The sequence below is a fragment of the Chelatococcus caeni genome (assembly GCF_014196925.1).
GTDB classification, from domain to species: domain Bacteria; phylum Pseudomonadota; class Alphaproteobacteria; order Rhizobiales; family Beijerinckiaceae; genus Chelatococcus_A; species Chelatococcus_A caeni.
In genome coordinates this window covers 305,555-322,633 of the sequence record NZ_JACIEN010000004.1, presented here as the reverse complement: position 1 = coordinate 322,633, position 17,079 = coordinate 305,555, and the positions used below count along the sequence as shown (strand labels likewise).

General features: G+C 68.1%; 20 protein-coding genes. 18 read left to right on the top strand and 2 right to left on the bottom strand.

Going from position 1 to position 17,079, the window contains the following annotated elements:
• Window positions 1-89 precede the first annotated feature (89 nt).
• Window positions 90-1,025 carry an AraC family transcriptional regulator gene (locus GGR16_RS17690; RefSeq protein ID WP_183317454.1) on the top strand — a complete coding sequence of 312 codons (936 nt, stop codon included), beginning with the start codon at window positions 90-92 and terminating at the stop codon, window positions 1,023-1,025.
• 100 nt (window positions 1,026-1,125) lie between these two features.
• Here the strand turns inward: GGR16_RS17690 and GGR16_RS17685 are convergent, their stop codons facing one another.
• Complete coding sequence (locus GGR16_RS17685; RefSeq protein WP_183317453.1) at window positions 1,126-1,842, bottom strand: carbonic anhydrase; 717 nt, start codon at window positions 1,840-1,842, stop codon at window positions 1,126-1,128.
• Window positions 1,843-2,107: 265 nt separating this feature from the next.
• Between GGR16_RS17685 and GGR16_RS17680 the strand changes: the two genes are divergently transcribed.
• Complete coding sequence (locus tag GGR16_RS17680; protein ID WP_183317452.1) at window positions 2,108-3,070, top strand: hypothetical protein; 963 nt, start codon at window positions 2,108-2,110, stop codon at window positions 3,068-3,070.
• A 73-nt stretch (window positions 3,071-3,143) separates the two neighbouring features.
• On the opposite strand, the gene GGR16_RS17675 is transcribed toward GGR16_RS17680, so the two are convergent.
• On the bottom strand, window positions 3,144-3,338 hold the full coding sequence (locus tag GGR16_RS17675; protein ID WP_019400601.1) for a hypothetical protein: 195 nt from the start codon (window positions 3,336-3,338) through the stop codon (window positions 3,144-3,146).
• A 174-nt stretch (window positions 3,339-3,512) separates the two neighbouring features.
• Here GGR16_RS17675 and GGR16_RS17670 point away from each other — a divergent pair, with 174 nt between their 5' ends.
• From GGR16_RS17670 to GGR16_RS17595, 16 genes are all read left to right on the top strand, one after another.
• Entirely contained in the window at window positions 3,513-4,178 is a 666-nt protein-coding gene (locus GGR16_RS17670; RefSeq protein WP_019400600.1) for a TetR/AcrR family transcriptional regulator, read from the top strand.
• A gap of 76 nt (window positions 4,179-4,254) precedes the next feature.
• Entirely contained in the window at window positions 4,255-5,304 is a 1,050-nt protein-coding gene (locus tag GGR16_RS17665; RefSeq protein ID WP_053194223.1) for a C4-dicarboxylate TRAP transporter substrate-binding protein, read from the top strand.
• 60 nt (window positions 5,305-5,364) lie between these two features.
• Window positions 5,365-5,940 carry a TRAP transporter small permease subunit gene (locus GGR16_RS17660; protein ID WP_183317451.1) on the top strand — a complete coding sequence of 192 codons (576 nt, stop codon included), beginning with the start codon at window positions 5,365-5,367 and terminating at the stop codon, window positions 5,938-5,940.
• Window positions 5,937-7,247: a TRAP transporter large permease gene (locus GGR16_RS17655; RefSeq protein ID WP_019400597.1), complete on the top strand. Its 1,311-nt coding sequence runs from the start codon at window positions 5,937-5,939 to the stop codon at window positions 7,245-7,247. Before GGR16_RS17660 ends, GGR16_RS17655 begins: the two co-directional genes overlap by 4 nt.
• 29 nt (window positions 7,248-7,276) lie before the next feature.
• Entirely contained in the window at window positions 7,277-8,053 is a 777-nt protein-coding gene (locus GGR16_RS17650; protein WP_183317450.1) for a cyclase family protein, read from the top strand.
• A gap of 29 nt (window positions 8,054-8,082) precedes the next feature.
• Window positions 8,083-9,060 (top strand): 3,5-dioxohexanoate:acetyl-CoA acetone transferase, encoded by a 978-nt coding sequence (gene kce / locus GGR16_RS17645; RefSeq protein ID WP_183317449.1) that lies wholly within the window; start codon window positions 8,083-8,085, stop codon window positions 9,058-9,060.
• 11 nt (window positions 9,061-9,071) lie between these two features.
• Window positions 9,072-10,085: an SMP-30/gluconolactonase/LRE family protein gene (locus GGR16_RS17640; RefSeq protein WP_085952971.1), complete on the top strand. Its 1,014-nt coding sequence runs from the start codon at window positions 9,072-9,074 to the stop codon at window positions 10,083-10,085.
• A 129-nt stretch (window positions 10,086-10,214) separates the two neighbouring features.
• Window positions 10,215-11,063 (top strand): aminoglycoside phosphotransferase family protein, encoded by an 849-nt coding sequence (locus tag GGR16_RS17635; protein WP_040403518.1) that lies wholly within the window; start codon window positions 10,215-10,217, stop codon window positions 11,061-11,063.
• A gap of 114 nt (window positions 11,064-11,177) precedes the next feature.
• Window positions 11,178-11,510, top strand: a complete 333-nt coding sequence (locus GGR16_RS17630; RefSeq protein ID WP_019400592.1) for an ArsR/SmtB family transcription factor — start codon at window positions 11,178-11,180, stop codon at window positions 11,508-11,510.
• Window positions 11,511-11,698: 188 nt separating this feature from the next.
• Entirely contained in the window at window positions 11,699-11,905 is a 207-nt protein-coding gene (locus GGR16_RS17625; protein WP_026014847.1) for a YgaP family membrane protein, read from the top strand.
• The gene (gene blh, locus GGR16_RS17620; protein ID WP_019400590.1) at window positions 11,902-13,251 is read left to right on the top strand and encodes a bifunctional sulfur transferase/dioxygenase Blh; all 1,350 of its coding nucleotides are present in this window, start codon (window positions 11,902-11,904) and stop codon (window positions 13,249-13,251) included. Before GGR16_RS17625 ends, blh begins: the two co-directional genes overlap by 4 nt.
• 38 nt (window positions 13,252-13,289) lie before the next feature.
• Window positions 13,290-13,598: an ArsR/SmtB family transcription factor gene (locus GGR16_RS17615; RefSeq protein ID WP_019400589.1), complete on the top strand. Its 309-nt coding sequence runs from the start codon at window positions 13,290-13,292 to the stop codon at window positions 13,596-13,598.
• A 14-nt stretch (window positions 13,599-13,612) separates the two neighbouring features.
• On the top strand, window positions 13,613-14,044 hold the full coding sequence (locus GGR16_RS17610) for a YeeE/YedE family protein (RefSeq protein WP_019400588.1): 432 nt from the start codon (window positions 13,613-13,615) through the stop codon (window positions 14,042-14,044).
• On the top strand, window positions 14,044-14,487 hold the full coding sequence (locus GGR16_RS17605; protein ID WP_183317448.1) for a DUF6691 family protein: 444 nt from the start codon (window positions 14,044-14,046) through the stop codon (window positions 14,485-14,487). Before GGR16_RS17610 ends, GGR16_RS17605 begins: the two co-directional genes overlap by 1 nt.
• 23 nt (window positions 14,488-14,510) lie before the next feature.
• Window positions 14,511-16,259 carry a SulP family inorganic anion transporter gene (locus GGR16_RS17600; protein ID WP_183317447.1) on the top strand — a complete coding sequence of 583 codons (1,749 nt, stop codon included), beginning with the start codon at window positions 14,511-14,513 and terminating at the stop codon, window positions 16,257-16,259.
• Window positions 16,260-16,499: 240 nt separating this feature from the next.
• Window positions 16,500-17,078: a GbsR/MarR family transcriptional regulator gene (locus GGR16_RS17595; protein WP_019400585.1), complete on the top strand. Its 579-nt coding sequence runs from the start codon at window positions 16,500-16,502 to the stop codon at window positions 17,076-17,078.
• Window position 17,079 lies beyond the last annotated feature (1 nt).

Here is a 17,079-nt window from a genome sequence, read left to right as displayed (position 1 = left end):
CGCAATTGGCCGATAGCCGGCGCGGTGTGGTATAAAGGGGGTGCTGAGCCTGATGCCGTAGACAGAAATTCGGCAAGGGGCGTTGCGCCATGACAATGCAACGCGATGCGATCCGTCGATGGCGCGAGCAGTACGCCCGGCGCTCCCTCCGCATCGACTTCAGGCCGTTGACGGACGCACCGTTCAGCACCTCCTTCGAGCCGATCTATGATGACCTTCGGGTGGCACGTACGCGGTTCAGCCCCGGCATCACCTTCCGAGACGATGAACTCGTCAAGGATGGCGACGACGCCTTCAGCCTGGTGATCTGCCCGTCGAGAAGCCTCCATGTTACGCACCAGGGGCGCGAAGTCCGCCTGGGGCGAGGCGAGGCCGTTCCCATGCATGTCTGCGAGACGGGGACCGTCGGGTCTTCCGAGGATTTCGCATTCATCGCCGTACTGGTTCCGAGCGCGGAATTGCGTGCGCGGGTGGCTCATCCTGACGACGCTGTGATGCGACGCCTGCCGCGGAGCTCCGAAGCTCTGCAGTTGCTGCGCCACTACATCCATTCGCTGGAAAAGAGCCGCTTCAACGGTTCAGCGGAAGGTCGAGAACTCGTCAGGGGGCATATCATCGACCTGATGTCGCTGGCACTGACACAGGTTGGCAAGGTGGGCGAGAGCAGCCAGAGCGCCATCGTGGCGGCACGCACCGCATCCGTGCTTCAGGAAATCGCGGCCTCCTTCCAGAAGCCGGAACTCAGCGTCGGCCTGGTCGCGCGAACGCTCGGAATCTCGCCACGATACCTGCACCGACTGCTGGAGATGACGGGTGCCTCCTTCAGTGAGCGAGTGAACGAATTGCGGCTGCAGAAGGCCTTCTCGATGCTCGCGGACCCCTGCAATAGCCGCCGGCTGATTTCGGACATCGCGTTTGAAGTCGGGTTTTCCGACCTGTCGCACTTCAACCGCCTGTTCCGGGCGCGCTTCGGAGGGCCTCCCAGCAGCGTTCGACACCGCGCCAGCGGCGGCGCCTGCGAATGATCCGCCCCGGCCGCATCGGGGCAGGGCGGTCCTTCATGCGCGAGAGGACGGCCGCGGCTGCCGCCCGACAGGTGCGGCAGCCGCGGCGTCGCAGGCGCCCCTATACGAGTTCCACCTTGCCGGTCGCCAGATCGTAGAGCCCGCCGACGACCTTGACCTTGCCGTCGCTGACGAGGCGCGAGACGATCGGCTCGGCCTTGTTCAGCTCGGCCACGTTGTGGCGCACGTTCTCGATGATGGCGCGGTTGAGCAGGTCGTCGGAGCCTGCCTTCTTGGCCGCCTCCACCGCCGGCTTGATGGAATTGACGAGCTCCGGCAGGTGGCCGGGCAGCTCGGCATTGTCCTTCAGCACCTTGATGGTGGCGTCGACGGCGCCGCAATTGGTGTGGCCGAGGACCATGACGAGCGGAATGCCGAGGAACTTCACCCCGTATTCCAGGCTGGCGAGCCCGTCGGTGTTGACGAAATTACCGGCGACGCGGACGACGAAGAGCTCGCCCGGTCCCTGGTCGAAGGCAAGCTCGGGCGCGACGCGGGAATCGGCGCAGCTCACGATGGCGGCGAAGGGGTGCTGGCTCTCCGCCCGCGCCGCCCGGCCGGCGGAAAAGTCCTTGTTCGCGGCCGTGTTCGCCGCATAGCGGGCATTGCCGTCGACGAGCCGCTTCAGCGCCTCGTCAGGCCCGATGGCATTGGGCGGTGCGCCCGTCTGGGCCACGGCCGGGCCGAGTTGCATGCCGAGCCAGGTCGCGGCGCCGGCGGCCAAAAGTCCCCGCCGCGACAGGTGCAGGCGGTGCCCGCATCGTGGATCATTGCACATGTTCCGCCCCCTATTGATCCGAGATCCTGCGCCAGGCGACCGCCATGACACGCCGCGCCTGCGGGGCCCGCTCACGCATGGCTCCGCATCGACGCGGCATCGCACCCGGCAATAGCCGGATTGTTATACGTTGCGTGCAGGCTTGGAATGCCCAAACTTTGCATGTAGTGACGGGATCGCAAATAATATTGCGTTCATCGTTGCTGCATTTATGGAATATTTTAAGAAACTTTGAGCATAGGTGCCGTAGGTGGCGGGGGTACGCTTGAGCGCTGTATCGCAGGACGAACGGGGACCGCTCTCGGGGGAGGCGCTCGCCGACGCCGCAGAGCTCGCAGCGCTGGAGGAAGCTGCCGCGCGCCTGCGCCGGCATCCCGGCTTTCGCGCGGCGCTCGCCGCATATTGCCGGGGGATGAGCAGCCCGGCGCGCATCGACTGGCCGGTCTACAAGCTCTTCGACCAGATCGGCCGCTATATCGTCTGCTACATGCTGATCCACAACTACTACGCGTGGATCTGGGGCGCGGGGCCGGCGCCGACGCTCACCGCCCTGCAGAAGGTTTCCGGCGCCAGTGAGCGGCAGACGGCCGGGTTCGTGGCCGCCCTGAAGTCCGGCCGCCTCATCCTCACCGAGCCCTCACCGAACGATCGCCGGGTCAAGCACCTGCGGCCGGCTCCGCCGATGATCGCGGAAATCGGCCGCTCGGCGCGGCTGTTCATCGCTGCCTCGGATGCCCTTGCGGGCAGGGGCGAGGCGCGCGCTGCGCTGCTCGCGGACAATCACGATCTCCTCGGGGATGTGATCCGCCGGTCCGCCGCCTATGTGCTTGCGCACGGCACCATCATCCACCCCTTTCCGCGCGTTCTGCATTTCGCGGAACGCGACAGCGGCTACCTGTTGCTGACGGCGGTGTTCGCGGCCCATTTCGATGGCCTGTCCCCGTCCCCCGTGGAGGGCTCGCTGAGCTACCGGCAACTCGCGCGGCGCTTCCAGGTCTCGGCTGCCCACATCGGCAGCCTGATGAACGAGGCCCAGCGCGAAGGCTGGTTCCACACCGATGGACGCGGCCGGCTTGGCGGCATCGCCCCCGATCTCGTCGAGGAATTCGAGCAATGGGCCTCATGGCAGATGGTCCATTGCACCGGCCTCATCGAGGCGGCACTCGCCGCAACCGATTCGGCGCCGGTGGAGGTGAGGGGACCGGACGTTCCTGCCGACGCCGGTTAGCCGAGGGCCGCCGGGCTCTCTTGATGGTTGGGACGGATTCTCCGATCGGGCTCCAACCTGATCGGAACCGGCTCTAAGGCCGCAGGCCCTTCCGTTCGCTGCCGTCGGCATTCACCTCGACCCACGGGCTGCCGCAGGTCGGGCAGGCAGCGGGAGCGGGCGACGCGATCATGCCCATGGTGCGGCAGCGCGGGCAGCCGGCCAGCGCCGGCACCAGACGGGGCGGGCAGGTCCGCATGGCCTCGCTGCAGCGGACGATCGTCTCCATGGCAGCCTCCGGCAGCGGTTGACGCCCGGTGGCTTCTGCCCATCGGGCGAATGTTCAATTCTATCACCGATCGGAACCCCGGCGAAGCCGCAGGCGAGGCTGCATCGCTCTTTCGGCATCTTGACTGTTCGATCAGTCAGTGCATGCTGAGCGCACTTTCCGCCGGGAGCCTCAATGTCCGCACCGAACGCCAGCACAGCCATTCTCGACGCCGCCGAGCGGGTCTTCGCGCTGCACGGCTTCGACGGGGCGAGCATGCGCCAGATCGCGACCGGGGCGGGCGTCGCCCAGGCCCTGCTGCACTATCATTTCGGCTCGAAGGAAAAGCTGTTCGAGGCGGTGTTCGCCCGTCGCTCGGATGCCATCAACGCCGAGCGGGCGGCGCGGCTGGACAGCCTCTTCGGCGACGATGCCGGGCCTCGGCTCGAGGATCTCATCGAGGCGCTCTTCCGCCCCACCATGGAAGCAGGACACAGCGGGCAGGGCGGCAATCTCTTCTCGCGCATCCTCGCCGCCACGGCCAATGCCGACGACGAGCGCTCGCGCAGCCTCATCGGCGCCCACTACGACCCGATCGCCCTGCGCTTCATCGAGGCCTTCCGGCGCGTCGAGCCGCGCCTCGGCGAGGCCGATGCGGTCTGGGCCTACATGTTCGCCATCGGCGTCGGCATGACCATGATGGCGGCGACCGGCCGTGCCGGGCGCCTGTCGGGCGGCGCCTGCGACGACGGCAATGTCGACGCCATCATGACCCGCATCGTGCCTTTCATCGCCGCCGGCATCCGCGGGCTCGTCGAGACCGCCGGCGCGCCTTCCCCGCCCCGCGGGGGGAGGGCCTGACCACACCCGTTTCAGCCCAAACCGAAGACCGGATCGAACCGGCGCCATCCCTCAGGAGGAGACGTCAACCGTGCGTATGTTGTCAGCTGCCGCGCTCGCGGCCCTTATCGCCTCCGCCTCGCTGGCGCAGGCCGAGACCGTCACCATCACGCTCGTCAACGGCCACCCGCCGGTGTTCCGCTGGGTCAAGCACCTGCAGCAGACCTTCGTGCCCGCCGTCGACAAGGCGCTCGAAGGCTCCGGCATCACCGTCAACTGGAAGCAGCAGTACGGCGGCTCGCTCGCCAAGGTGGGCGAGGAGCTGGAGGCGACCCAGGAGGGCGTGGCCGACATCGCGCTCGTGCCGACCATCTTCGAGCCGGCCAAGCTGCCCCTGCAGAACGTGACCTATTACACCCCCTTCGTCTCCACCGACCCCGGCGTCGTCACCGAGGCGGTGCAGGTGGTGCAGAAGGAGGTCCCCGCCATGATGAAGGCGTGGGAAGACAACGACCTCGTCTATCTCGGCGGCGGCTTCGGCCTCGACGACTACCTGCTCTTCACCAAGTTCCCCATCAAGAGCGTGGACGATCTCAAGGGCCGCAAGATCGGCACGCCCGGCCCCTCGGTGAACTGGATGAAGGGCACAGGCGCCGTCGGCGTCGCCGGCAACCTGACCGAATATTATAACGCTTTGCAGACCGGGCTCTACGACGGCGTCGTCACCTTCGCCACGGCCGCTGTCCCCGCCAAGATCCAGGAGGTGGCGCCGCACATCACGCGTATCGGCTACGGCGCCCAGTATTCCGGCGGCATCGCCGCCAACCGCGACTGGTGGGAGGCGCAGCCCGAAGCCCTGCAGAAGGCGCTCATCGCCGGCGCGGATGCCTTCGAGAAGGCCTATCTCGACGACCTGCGCAAGGCGACCGAGCAGGCGCTGAAGGACCTGGCCGCCAACGGCGGCATCATCAATGCCGATTCCGAGGCGCTGAAGGCGGCCTACGTCAAGGTGATGGAGAACCCGACGACGGCCTGGGTGATGGAGCTGCAACAGCAGAAGCTGCCGGCTGCCGAGGTGCTGGAGCGGTACATGCAGGCCGTCCGCAACGGCGGCGCCGCCCCGGCTCGCGACTGGGGCAAGAACTGACGGCCCGGGATGGCCGGCGCGGATGAGCGCGCCGGCTGTCGCCCGCAAGGAGGTCGATCCATGGCCGAGACCGTCGAAGGGGCCGAGGGCAGGGCCGAGGACCTGCCCTTTGCCGGGGCATTCCTCGTGCGCATGCTCGATGCGGCGACTGCCGTGCTGAATGCCGCCGGCACGTTGCTCATCGTCGCCGTCATGCTCGCCATCAATGCCGACGTCCTCTCCCGGGCATTGTTCAACGCACCGATCTCCGGCGTGCCGGAACTCGTCGCCATGTCCATCGTCGCCATCGTCTTCCTGCAGGTGCCGCACGCCCTCAGGCTCGGCGGCCTGACGCGCGCGGGGATCCTCATCGAAAGCCTGCCCCCGCGCCTCAGGGCCGGGCTCGAGGTCATCTACTGCCTTCTCGCCGTCGGCTTGTGCATCGTGCTCTTCAACGGACTGATGCCGCTCTTCGAGCGCGCCTACACCCGCAACACCTTCGTCGGCGCCATCGGCGACTTCACCGCCCCGATCTGGCCGGTGCGGCTCGTCATGCTCGTCGGCACGGTGGCGCTCGGCCTGCAGTTCCTGATGCGCGCGGGGCGCGCGGCGCTCTTCGCCGCAGGGCTGGGCAGCATCGAGGAGGCGCGCCCATGAGCGACCTCGCCATCGGCGCCCTCGCGCTCGTCGGCATGATCGGCCTCATCTATGCCGGCATGCACGTGGCCATGGCGCTCGCGCTGTGCTCCTTCCTCGGCGTCTTCGCCATGAAGGGCAACATGGCCGTGTCGGGGCGCATGCTGGCGCTCGCCGCGACGGAATCGATCGAATCCTACATCTTCGGCGTCGTGCCGCTCTTCGTGCTCATGGGCTTCGTCGTCTCGCAGGCCGATATCGGGCGCGACGCCTTCGACGTCGCCAATCGTTTGATAGGGCGCGTGAAGGGCGGGCTCGGCATCGCCACCGTCGGCGCCAATGCGATCTTCGCCGCGATCACGGGCATCTCCATCGCCTCGGCCGCCGTGTTCACGCGCGTCGCCGTGCCGGAGATGCTGCGGCACGGCTATTCTAAGCGCTTCGCCTACGGCATTGTCGCCGGCAGCTCCGTGCTCGGCATGCTCATCCCGCCGAGCCTGCTGCTCATCCTCTACGGCGTGCTGACGGAACAGTCGGTCGGCGACCTCTTCCTCGCCGGGGTGGTGCCGGGCATCATTCTCGCCATCGCCTTCGGCATCGGCGTCTATGTGATGGCGCGGCGCTGGCCCGCCTTCGCCGGCGGCGAGATCTCGGAGGAGGTGACGCCGCTCTCGGCCATCGCGATGACGGGCAAGGCGGCGCCCATCGTCCTCCTCATCGCGCTCGTGCTCGGCGGCATCTACGGCGGCTTCTTCACGCCGACGGAGGCCGGCGCCGTGGGCGCGCTCGGCGCCGTCCTCATCGGCTTTGCCCGCCGCGCCCTGCCGCCCGGGCGCATCTGGCGCGTACTGACCGACACCGGCCAGGTGACGGCGGCCATCTGCTTCCTCATCATCGCCGCCAGCATGTATTCGCGCATGCTGTCGCTGAGCGGCCTGCCGGAGGCGTTGAGCGGGATGATCGCGGCGAGCGACATCGGCTACTGGGGCATCGTCCTCGCCTATGTCGCCCTCGTCATCGCCATGGGCATGCTGCTCGACAGCTCCTCCATCATGCTCATCGTCATCCCGCTCTTCATGCCGATCATGAAGGCGCTCGCCATCGACCCGATCTGGTTCGGCATCATCACCGTGCTCGCCGTCGAGGTCGGCCTGCTGACGCCGCCCTTCGGCCTGTCCGTCTACGTCATCAAGGGCACCTCGCCGGACAGGACGCTCAAGCTCGGCGAGATCTTCGCCGGATCGGCGCCCTTCGCGGCGATCATGCTCGCCGTCATCGCCCTTATCCTCGTCTTTCCGGGTCTCGCCACGGGCCTCGTCGGACGCTGACCTCAAGAACGCACCAGGGACGTCAAGCCATGGCCCGACGCATCGTCGACCTTTCCGTCGCCCTCGAGACCGGCATCGCCTCGGACCCGCCGGGCCACCTGCCGTCGATCGACTATCTCGACCACCGCGCGACGGCCGCCGACATGGCGGGCTTCTTCCCCGGCGCCACCGTCGACGACCTGCCGGGCGGCGAGGGCTGGGCCATCGAGCGGCTCGCGATCTCCACCCACAACGGCACCCACCTCGACGCGCCCTACCATTTCCATTCGACCATGGACGGCGGCAAGCGGGCCATCACCATCGACGAGGTGCCGCTCGAATGGTGCTTCAACCCGGGCGTGAAGCTCGACTTCCGCCACCTGCCGGACGGCCATGTCGTCAGCGCCGCCGAGGTGGAGGCGGAGCTCGCCCGCATCGGCCATCGGCTGCGCCCGCTCGACATCGTCGTCGTCAACACCTCGGCCGGCGCGCGCTACGGCGAGGCGGACTACGTCTCCTCCGGCTGCGGCATGGGGCGCGAGGCGACGCTCTATCTGACGGAGCGGGGCGTGCGCATCACCGGCACCGATGCCTGGAGCTGGGATGCGCCCTTCGTGCACACGGCAAGGCGCTTCGCCGTCGAGCACGACCCCTCGATCATCTGGGAGGGGCACCGCGCCGGGATGGAGCGGGCCTATTGCCACATCGAGAAGCTGGCGAACCTCGACCAGCTGCCGCCCACCGGTTTCACCATCGCCTGCTTCCCCTTCAAGATCCGCGGCGCCTCCGCCGGTTTCACGCGCGCCGTCGCGATCTTCGAGGACTGATGAGGCCCGCTAGAACGAGGACACGTCCCATGTCGCAGCAGACAACGCCGCAGCAGACAGCCACTCCGGCGAAGAAGGCCGCCGCCAAGGTCATCATCACCTGCGCGGTGACGGGCGGCATTCATACGCCCACGATGTCGGACGCCCTGCCGTATCGCCCGCAGGACATCGCCGAACAGGCGATCGCCGCGGCAGAGGCGGGCGCCGCCATCCTCCACCTGCACGCCCGCGACCCGGAGGACGGGCGCCCGACGCCGGATCCGGCCGTGTTCATGCAGTTCCTGCCGCGCATCAAGCAGGCGACGGACGCGGTGGTGAATATCACCACCGGCGGCGGCCTCAACATGACGGTCGAGCAGCGTCTCGCCGCTCCGCTCCAGGCACGGCCCGAGATGTGCTCGCTCAACATGGGCTCGATGAACTTCGGCATCTATCCGCTCGCCGACCGCTACAAGAGCTGGAAGTTCGACTGGGAGGAGCCCTATCTGCGCGGCACGGACGACTTCATCTTCCGCAACACCTTCCGCGATATCGAGCGCATCCTGAAGATGCTCGGCGAGGAGCACGGCACGCGCTTCGAGCACGAGTGCTACGACGTCGGCCATCTCTACAACGTCGCTCATTTCGTCGACCGGGGGCTCCTCAAGCCGCCGTTCTTCATCCAGATGATCTTCGGCATCCTCGGCGGCATCGGCGCCGATCCGGACAACCTCTCCTTCATGAAGCGCACGGCGGACAAGCTCTTCGGCGACGACTACCGCTGGTCGGTGCTGGCCGCGGGACGCCACCAGATCCCCTTCGCCACCCAGGCGGCGATGCTCGGCGGCTCGGTGCGCGTCGGCCTCGAGGACAGCCTCTATATCGGCAAGGGCAAGCTCGCCGCGAGCAATGCCGAGCAGGTGGCGAAGATCCGCCGCATCCTCGAGGAACTCGGCCTCGACATCGCGACGCCGGCAGAGGCGCGCGAGATGCTCGCGCTGAAGGGCGGCGACAGGGTCGGCTTCTGAGGTTGGCCGTGATGCGCCCCAACCCCATCGACGGCTTCATCGTCGACCGCGCGGCCATCCGCTATGTCGGCGAAGGGCTGCAGCGGCCCGAATGCATCCTTGCGGAGCGCGACGGCTCGCTGTGGTCGGCGGATGCGCGCGGCGGCGTCGTGCACATCCGGCCCGACGGCACGCAGCGCCTCGTCACCCAGCGCGTCGCGGAGGGCTTCGCCACGGCGGCCGACGAGGAGACCCGCTTCGTCGCCGGCACCCTGCCGAACGGCCTCGCCTTCGCCCGCGACGGCGACATCGTCATCTCCAACTTCGGCACCGACTGCCTCGAGGTGATGACGCGCGACGGCGAGACGCGCACCCTCGTCGACAGCATCGACGGCGAGCCCATCGGCAAGGTCAATTTCGTCCTGCGCGACAGCCGCGACCGCCTGTGGCTGACGATCTCGACACGGGTGAAGAACTGGATGCGGGCGATCAGCCCCAACATCGCCGACGGCTTCATCGCCCTCTACGACCGCGGCCGATTGCGTGTTGTCGCCGACGGCTTCCATTTCACCAATGAGATCAGGCTCGATGCGCGCGAGGAATGGCTCTACGTGGCCGAGACCTGCGGACGGCGCGTCACGCGCCTGCGCGTCGGCGACGACGGCAGCCTCAGCGACCGCGAGATCTTCGGCCCGACCGATCACGGCGCCTTCATCGACGGCATCGCCTTCGACGCCTTCGGCAATCTCTGGGGCACCCATGTGATGACGGACCGCATCTTCGCCATCACGCCCGGGGGCGACCTGCGCATCCTCCTCGACGACGACAACGACAGCGCCGCGGGCAGGGCGCTGATGGCGGCCTTTGCGCGCGATGAGGCGACACCCGAGCTGATGCTGGCGGCCGGCGGCACCATCGCCCCCTGGTTCGCCAGCATCACCTTCGGCGGCCCCGACCTGTCGACGGTCTATATCGGCAGCCTGAGGGCGGACAGGATCCCGTATTTCCGCTCGCCGGTGCCGGGCTTGCCGATGGTGCACTGGTAGACGTCGGTTCGGGCTTCCGGATTCGGGGGCTCGGCGGCGCTCCACGCGCCTGCCGGCCCTCGCATTTGCCGTGGGTATATGCCATTTGCGGCCTCTCGTTCGGCCGCTGCATGGATGGGCATTGCCTCGATGTCACCTGAACCCCCGCTTCCCGCCGCATATCTCGAACGTTGGCGACTTGTCCCCGACGGACCGCCGGTCATGACGCATACCAGCCTGCTCCTGCCCGTGCTGCAGAATGGCGTGCCGGCCATGCTCAAGCTGACGCGCGACGCCGAGGAGGTGCATGGCGGCAGGCTCATGCAGTGGTGGGACGGCGACGGTGCCGCGCGGGTGCTGGCGCGCGCCGACGGAGCGCTGCTCATGGAGCGGGCGCCGGGCAGCCGGTCGCTTCTCCCCCTTGCCGTCGACGGCGGCGACGATGAGGCGACGCGGATCATCTGCGCGGTGGCCGCGAGGCTCCACGCCCCGCGCGGCAATCTGCCGGACGGCCTCGTGCCGCTCGCGGAGTGGTTCGCACCCCTTTTCCCCGCAGCACGGGCCCACGGCGGCTTCTTCGCCCATGCCGCCGCGGCGGCCGAGGCAGTGCTGGCGTCCGAGCGCGAGATCACGGCGCTGCACGGCGACCTCCACCACGACAATATCCTCGATTTCGGGGCGCGCGGCTGGCTCGCCATCGATCCCAAGCGCCTCGTCGGCGAGCGCAGCTTCGAATATGCCATCCTCTTCTGCGACCCGGATCTCGGCGATCCGGCCATTCATCTCGCCCGGCGGCCCGACATCTTCGCGCGCCGCCTCGCCATCGTCAGCGAGGCTGCGCGGATCGAGCGGCGCAGGCTTCTCAAATGGATCCTCGCCTGGTGCGGCCTGTCGGCCGCCTGGGCGATCGGCGACGGCGAGAGCGCGCCGATCGAGCTCGCCGTGGGCGAGATGGCACGCGCGGCCCTCGCAGAACCCATCGCGATGAAAGGCGGCTGAACGTTGAGGGCGGACAACGTCCGGCCCGTCAGTCCTGATGCTACCCTCGGCGTGATCGGGACGATGCAAATCTCGTCTTGACACGTATATTCGAATTATCGTAGATTCGCAGCAATGAACATCGACAGCCAAACCATGCAGCGGGCTGCGGACGAGGCCAGCGAGCTTCTCAAGGCCCTGGCCAACCGGCATCGCCTGTTGATCCTGTGCCAGCTCATCGACGGGGAGAAGTCGGTCGGCCAGCTCGCGGAGTTCCTGGGTATCCGGGACTCCACCGTGTCGCAGCACCTGGCGCTCCTGCGCCGTGACCGGCTGATCGCCGGCCGGCGGGACGGGCAGACGATCTGGTACCGGATCGAGAGCGAACCGGCGCGGGCGATCCTGGTCGCCCTCTACCAGTCCTTCTGCGAGCCTCAGGTGCCGGAGGCCGCGGGCGCGGAGGGCTGAGCGGGACTGCGGAGTGGGCTGACGGTGGTGCTGACCGCCGCGGCCGGAGCGGGACGTCGAGACGGGACGCCGGCCTGCGCCCCTCGGGTGCGCGGGGTTTTTTATACCTTAACGATTGCAAATAGTCGCAATCGTTATCGTGAAAGTGTCAACCGAAGGCGATGGCCTTCACGCGAAAGGGCATGATCATGACGAGGAATATCGGAGGCATCGACCGGGCGGTCCGGATCATCGTCGGCCTCGCGCTGCTGTCGCTCGCCGCCTTCGTCGAAAGCGATGCGCGCTGGTGGGGGCTCCTCGGTTTCGTTCCGTTGCTGACGGGCCTGTTCTCGGTCTGCCCGCTCTACACGATCCTTGGCGTCAACACCTGTCCTGTCACGGGAGAGCGCAGGTGAAGCGCGTCTGGATCACCGAAGCCCTTGCCGTCGGCGAGCAGATCCGGCCCGAGGACGTCGAAACGCTCGCCGCCGCCGGCTTCGCGGCCATCGTCAACAACAGGCCGGATGGCGAGGCTCCGTGCCAGCCGGAGGCTGAAGCGATCGCCACGGCGGCGCGGCGGGCCGGGCTCGCCAGCATTCACCTGCCGGTTGTCGGCACCGACATCGGCGAGGACACGGTGCGGGCCTTCCAGCGGGCCTTGGCCGCCAGCCGGGGCCCGGTCCTCGCCTTCTGCCGCTCGGGGACGCGTTCCCTCACGCTCTGGGCCATCGGCGAAGTACTCGATGGCCGGATGGCGAAGTGCGATCTTGTTCCCTTCGGGGCCGAGCGCGGCTTCGATCTCTCCGCCGCAGTCGGCTGGCTGACGACAAGGGGCGTGCCGGACACCGGCCCTCAGACGCGTATCAGGAAAGGAACAGCCATGGCGCAGCAACCCGAAGTGACCGGCTTCTTCGATCCTCGCACCTGGTCGGTCCAGTATGTCGTTGCCGACCCGCAGACGAGGAAATGCGCGATCGTCGATCCCGTCTTCGACTTCGACGAGAAGTCGGGCCAGACGGCCTCGAAGAACGCCGATCGCATCCTCGCCTTCATCAGGGAGAAGGGCTACGAGGTCGAGTGGATCCTCGACACCCATCCCCATGCCGACCATTTCTCGGCCGCGGCCTATCTCAAGGAGAAGACGGGCGCCCCGACGGCCATCGGCGCGAAGGTGACGGAGGTTCAGAAGCTCTGGAAGGGCTTCTACAACTGGCCGGACTTTCCGGCCGACGGCTCGCAGTGGGACCGGCTCTTCGCCGACGGCGACACCTTCAAGGTGGGCAGCATCGACGCGCGGGTGATGTTCTCGCCCGGCCACACGCTCGCCTCGATCACCTATGTCATCGGCGATGCGGCCTTCGTGCACGACACGCTGTTCATGCCGGACAGCGGCACCGCGCGTGCGGATTTTCCCGGCGGCAGCGCCAGGGTGCTGTGGCGCTCGATCCAGGACATCCTGGCGCTGCCGGACGAGACCCGCATCTTCACCGGCCACGACTACCAGCCGGGCGGCCGCGAGCCGCGCTGGGAATCGACCGTCGCCGAGCAGAAGGCGAAGAACATCCATATCTCGGAATTCAGGACCGAGGAGGCCTTCGTCGCCGCCCGTGAAGCGCGCGACAGGACCCTGCCCATGCCCAAGCTGATCCTGCAGTCGCTGCAGATCAACACCAATGGCGGGCGCCTGCCGGAGCCGGAAGGCAACGGGCGGCGCTATCTCAAAATCCCGCTCGACCTCCTCGAGGGCGCGGCGTGGGAGTGAGGTCCGTGACGGAAAGGCCCTTCGACGAGTTGTCCGACATGAAGGAGAAGGTGGGCGATGCGTCCGCCTTCCTGAAGAAGATGTCGAACCCAGACCGCCTGCTGGTCTGCTGCGCGCTCGTCGAGGGCGAGCGCTCCGTGCGCGACCTCGAGGAGACGCTCGGCATCCGGCAGCCGGGCCTGTCGCAGCAGATCGCGGAACTGCGCGAAGCCGGCCTCGTCACCGGCCGCAAGGAGGGCAAGCACGTCTTCTACCGGCTCGCGGATCCACGCGTCCAGGCCTTCATCGAGACCATGCACCGGCTGTTCTGCGAGACCGGTGCGCCGCGCCGGCGTTCGCCGGCCTGACACGAGATCGACCCATGACAGAGTTCACGCCCGTCGCCTCCTTCCTCGGGGGCACGATGATCGGCCTTGCGGCCGTTCTCCTCATGGCCGTCCATGGCCGCATCGCGGGCATGACGGGCATCCTCGCCGGCCTCTTGCCGCCGCTCGCGGCCGACTGGGCCTGGCGCGCGGCCTTCATCGCCGGGGCCATCGGCGCGCCGGCGCTGATTGTCGCGCTGGCGGGCCGGTCCGCCATAGCCTTCGAGAGCGGCGTGCCGGCCCTCTGGCTCGTCGTGGGCGGGCTCGTCGTGGGCATCGGCGTCCATTTCGCCTCCGGCTGCACCTCCGGTCACGGCGTGTGCGGGCTCGCCCGCCTGTCGCCGCGCTCGATGGCGGCAACGGTGACCTTCATGGCCTCGACCGCCGCCACCGTCTTCGTCATCCGCCACGTCCTGGGAGGCTTGTGATGGCACGCATCGTCCTCGCCCTTCTCGCCGGCCTCGTCTTCGGCGCCGGCATCGCCGTGTCCGGCATGATCAACCCGGCCAAGGTGCTCAACTTCTTCGACCTTGCCGGATCATGGGACCCGTCGCTCGCCTTCGTGATGGGCGGCGCCCTCATCGTCACGGCGGTCGGCTACCGTTTCGTGCTGCGGCGGCCGCGCCCGCTCCTCGACGAGGCCTTCCATCTGCCGACGGCGCGGCGGATCGACCTGCCGCTCGTTTCCGGCGCGGCCGTGTTCGGCATCGGCTGGGGCATCACCGGCTTCTGCCCGGGCGGCGCCGTGCCGGCGCTCGGCCTCGGGCAGCCGAGCGCGCTCGTCTTCGTCGGCTCGATGCTCGCCGGCATCGCGCTGGCGCGTTTCGTCCGCGGCGGCCTTGCCGGGCGGGCCCGGTCGCGCGCCGCCTGACGGTCTTCCGGAGCGAGGCAACCATGCGCAGCGCCGCAGCAAGGCTTGAACGCTACCTGCCGATCCTGGCGTGGGGCCGGGCCTATGACCGCGCCAGCCTCGTGAGCGACCTCGTGGCGGCGCTGATCGTCACGATCATGCTCATTCCGCAGTCGCTGGCCTATGCCATGCTCGCCGGCCTGCCGCCGGAAGTCGGCCTCTATGCGTCGATCCTGCCGCTCGTCGCCTATGCGCTGTTCGGCACCAGCCGCACGCTCGCCGTCGGGCCTGTCGCCGTCGTCTCGCTCATGACCGCCTCGGCCGTCGGCGAGATCGTGGCGCAGGGGACGGCGGGCTATCTGACGGCGGCCGCGGCGCTGGCCCTCCTCTCCGGCGCGATGCTGGTGCTGATGGGGCTCCTGCGGCTCGGTTTCCTCGCCAATTTCCTGAGCCATCCGGTGATCTCCGGATTCATCACCGCCTCCGGCATCCTGATCGCGGCGAGCCAGCTCAAGCACATCCTCGGGGTTCCGGCCGGCGGCGACACGCTGCCCGGCATCATCGCCGCGCTCGCCGGCGCCGCCGCGGGCGTCAATCTCCATACCGCCGCCATCGGGCTCGGCGTCCTTGTCTTCCTGCTCTTCGCCCGCACGCGGTTGAAGCCCTTGCTGATCCGGCTCGGCCTCGGGCGGCGCGCGGCCGATCTCCTCACCAAGGCCGCGCCGATCCTCGCCGTCGCCGTCACGATCCTCCTGGCGAAGGGCCTCGACCTTGCCGCGCACGGTGTTGCGCTCGTCGGCGCCATCCCGCAGGGGCTGCCGGCGCTCGCCGCGCCGGACATATCGCTCGATCTTCTGGCGCAGCTCGCCGGGCCGGCCTTCCTGATCGGCATCATCGGCTTCGTCGAATCCGTCTCCGTCGCGCAGACGCTCGCCGCCAAGCGGCGCCAGCGCATCGTGCCGGACCAGGAGCTGATCGGGCTCGGGGCCGCCAATATCGCGGCCGGCCTGTCGGCGGGCTATCCGGTGACGGGCGGCTTCGCCCGCTCGGTCGTCAATTTCGATGCGGGGGCCGAGACGCCGGCGGCGGGCGTGTTCACGGCCGTCGGCATCGCGGTTGCGACCCTCTTTCTCACGCCGTTCCTTGCGGCCCTGCCGCAGGCGACGCTCGCCGCGACCATCATCGTCGCCGTGCTTTCGCTCGTCGACATCCGGGCGATCCGCCATGTGTTCGCCTATTCGCGGGCCGATTTCACGGCGATGGCGGCGACCATCGTCGTCACGCTGTCCCTCGGCGTGGAGCCCGGCGTCGTGGCGGGCGTCGGTCTGTCGCTCTTCCTTTTTCTCTATCGCTCGAGCAGGCCGCACATGGCCATCGTCGGCCAGGTGCCGGGCACGGAGCATTTCCGCAATGTCGCGCGCCATAGGGTGCTGACGGAGCCGCACATCCTCTCGCTGCGCGTCGACGAGAGCCTCTATTTCGCCAACAGCCGCTATCTGGAGGACCGGATCGCGCAACTGGTGGCGGAGCGGCCGCAGGTCCGCCACATCGTGCTGATGTGCCCGGCCGTCAACGAGATCGACGCGAGCGCGCTCGCCAGCCTCGAGGAGATCAACCGCCGCCTCGCCGATGCCGGCATCGCCTTTCATCTGAGCGAGGTGAAGGGGCCGGTCATGGACCGACTGCGGCGCTCCGATTTCCTCGACCAGCTGACGGGCGAGGTGTTCCTCAGCCAGTTCGCGGCTGTCAGCAGGCTGCGCGGTGCGGAGCACCGGCCGCTCGCGGTGGTCTAGGTCAGCGGCTTCCGATCCTGTCGGTGGCGGCAGGGTGCCTTTGATCGCCGTCAATGCAGCAAGGCGTGCCCCCGCGCAGCATCAGCCCGTTCACGACCAGAGGGTGGGGATCATGCCGTGCACGGGCCGAGGTTGCCGCCGCGCAAGGGGGCTCCAACGAATATTCGCACTTGCGCATATACGGCAGGCGGTGTATAGAATTTTCAGAAATTTCTGAAATTAATGTCCGGATGTGCGGCCATGAACCTTCCTCCCCTCGTCCAGTCCTTCGTGCTGCATTTCGGCGAGATGGGCAGTCGCTGGGGCATCAACCGCACGGTCGGGCAGATCTATGCGCTGCTCTATGTCTCGCCACAGCCGCTCTGCGCCGATGAGATCGTCGAGGCGCTCGGCATCTCCCGCTCCAATGTGTCGATGAGCCTGCGCGAGTTGCAGGCCTGGAACCTCGTCCTGCTCAAGCACCTGCCCGACGACCGGCGCGACTTCTTCACGACGCCGGACGACGTCTGGCAGATCCTTCGGACGCTCGCCGAGGAGCGCAAGAAGCGCGAGATCGACCCGACCCTCTCGGTTCTGCGCGAGATTCTGATGCAGAAGCCGGGCAATGACGACGAGCGCTTCGCCCAGGAGCGCATGGCCGAGATGCACGGGCTGATCGAGCGCCTGACGACCTGGTACGACGACGTCAAGCAGCTCGACACCGACCGGCTCGCCATGCTGCTCGGCCTCGGCTCCCGCATCACCAAGCTCCTCGAAGCCAAGGACAGGATCGTCTCCATCGGCCGCCGGAAACCGGCAGCGCGCGAACGCGAGGAATAGA

Coding starts and splice junctions, on each gene's coding strand:
- GGR16_RS17600 (WP_183317447.1), top strand. CDS start 14,511: ATGCGCAGCGCCGCAGCAAGGCTTGAACGCTACCTGCCGATCCTGGCG.
- GGR16_RS17685 (WP_183317453.1), bottom strand. CDS start 1,842: ATGTGCAATGATCCACGATGCGGGCACCGCCTGCACCTGTCGCGGCGG.
- GGR16_RS17655 (WP_019400597.1), top strand. CDS start 5,937: ATGAGCGACCTCGCCATCGGCGCCCTCGCGCTCGTCGGCATGATCGGC.
- GGR16_RS17670 (WP_019400600.1), top strand. CDS start 3,513: ATGTCCGCACCGAACGCCAGCACAGCCATTCTCGACGCCGCCGAGCGG.
- GGR16_RS17615 (WP_019400589.1), top strand. CDS start 13,290: ATGAAGGAGAAGGTGGGCGATGCGTCCGCCTTCCTGAAGAAGATGTCG.
- GGR16_RS17595 (WP_019400585.1), top strand. CDS start 16,500: ATGAACCTTCCTCCCCTCGTCCAGTCCTTCGTGCTGCATTTCGGCGAG.
- GGR16_RS17665 (WP_053194223.1), top strand. CDS start 4,255: ATGTTGTCAGCTGCCGCGCTCGCGGCCCTTATCGCCTCCGCCTCGCTG.
- GGR16_RS17630 (WP_019400592.1), top strand. CDS start 11,178: ATGAACATCGACAGCCAAACCATGCAGCGGGCTGCGGACGAGGCCAGC.
- GGR16_RS17690 (WP_183317454.1), top strand. CDS start 90: ATGACAATGCAACGCGATGCGATCCGTCGATGGCGCGAGCAGTACGCC.
- GGR16_RS17640 (WP_085952971.1), top strand. CDS start 9,072: ATGCGCCCCAACCCCATCGACGGCTTCATCGTCGACCGCGCGGCCATC.
- GGR16_RS17660 (WP_183317451.1), top strand. CDS start 5,365: ATGGCCGAGACCGTCGAAGGGGCCGAGGGCAGGGCCGAGGACCTGCCC.
- GGR16_RS17605 (WP_183317448.1), top strand. CDS start 14,044: ATGGCACGCATCGTCCTCGCCCTTCTCGCCGGCCTCGTCTTCGGCGCC.
- GGR16_RS17635 (WP_040403518.1), top strand. CDS start 10,215: ATGTCACCTGAACCCCCGCTTCCCGCCGCATATCTCGAACGTTGGCGA.
- kce (WP_183317449.1), top strand. CDS start 8,083: ATGTCGCAGCAGACAACGCCGCAGCAGACAGCCACTCCGGCGAAGAAG.
- GGR16_RS17610 (WP_019400588.1), top strand. CDS start 13,613: ATGACAGAGTTCACGCCCGTCGCCTCCTTCCTCGGGGGCACGATGATC.
- GGR16_RS17675 (WP_019400601.1), bottom strand. CDS start 3,338: ATGGAGACGATCGTCCGCTGCAGCGAGGCCATGCGGACCTGCCCGCCC.
- GGR16_RS17650 (WP_183317450.1), top strand. CDS start 7,277: ATGGCCCGACGCATCGTCGACCTTTCCGTCGCCCTCGAGACCGGCATC.
- GGR16_RS17625 (WP_026014847.1), top strand. CDS start 11,699: ATGACGAGGAATATCGGAGGCATCGACCGGGCGGTCCGGATCATCGTC.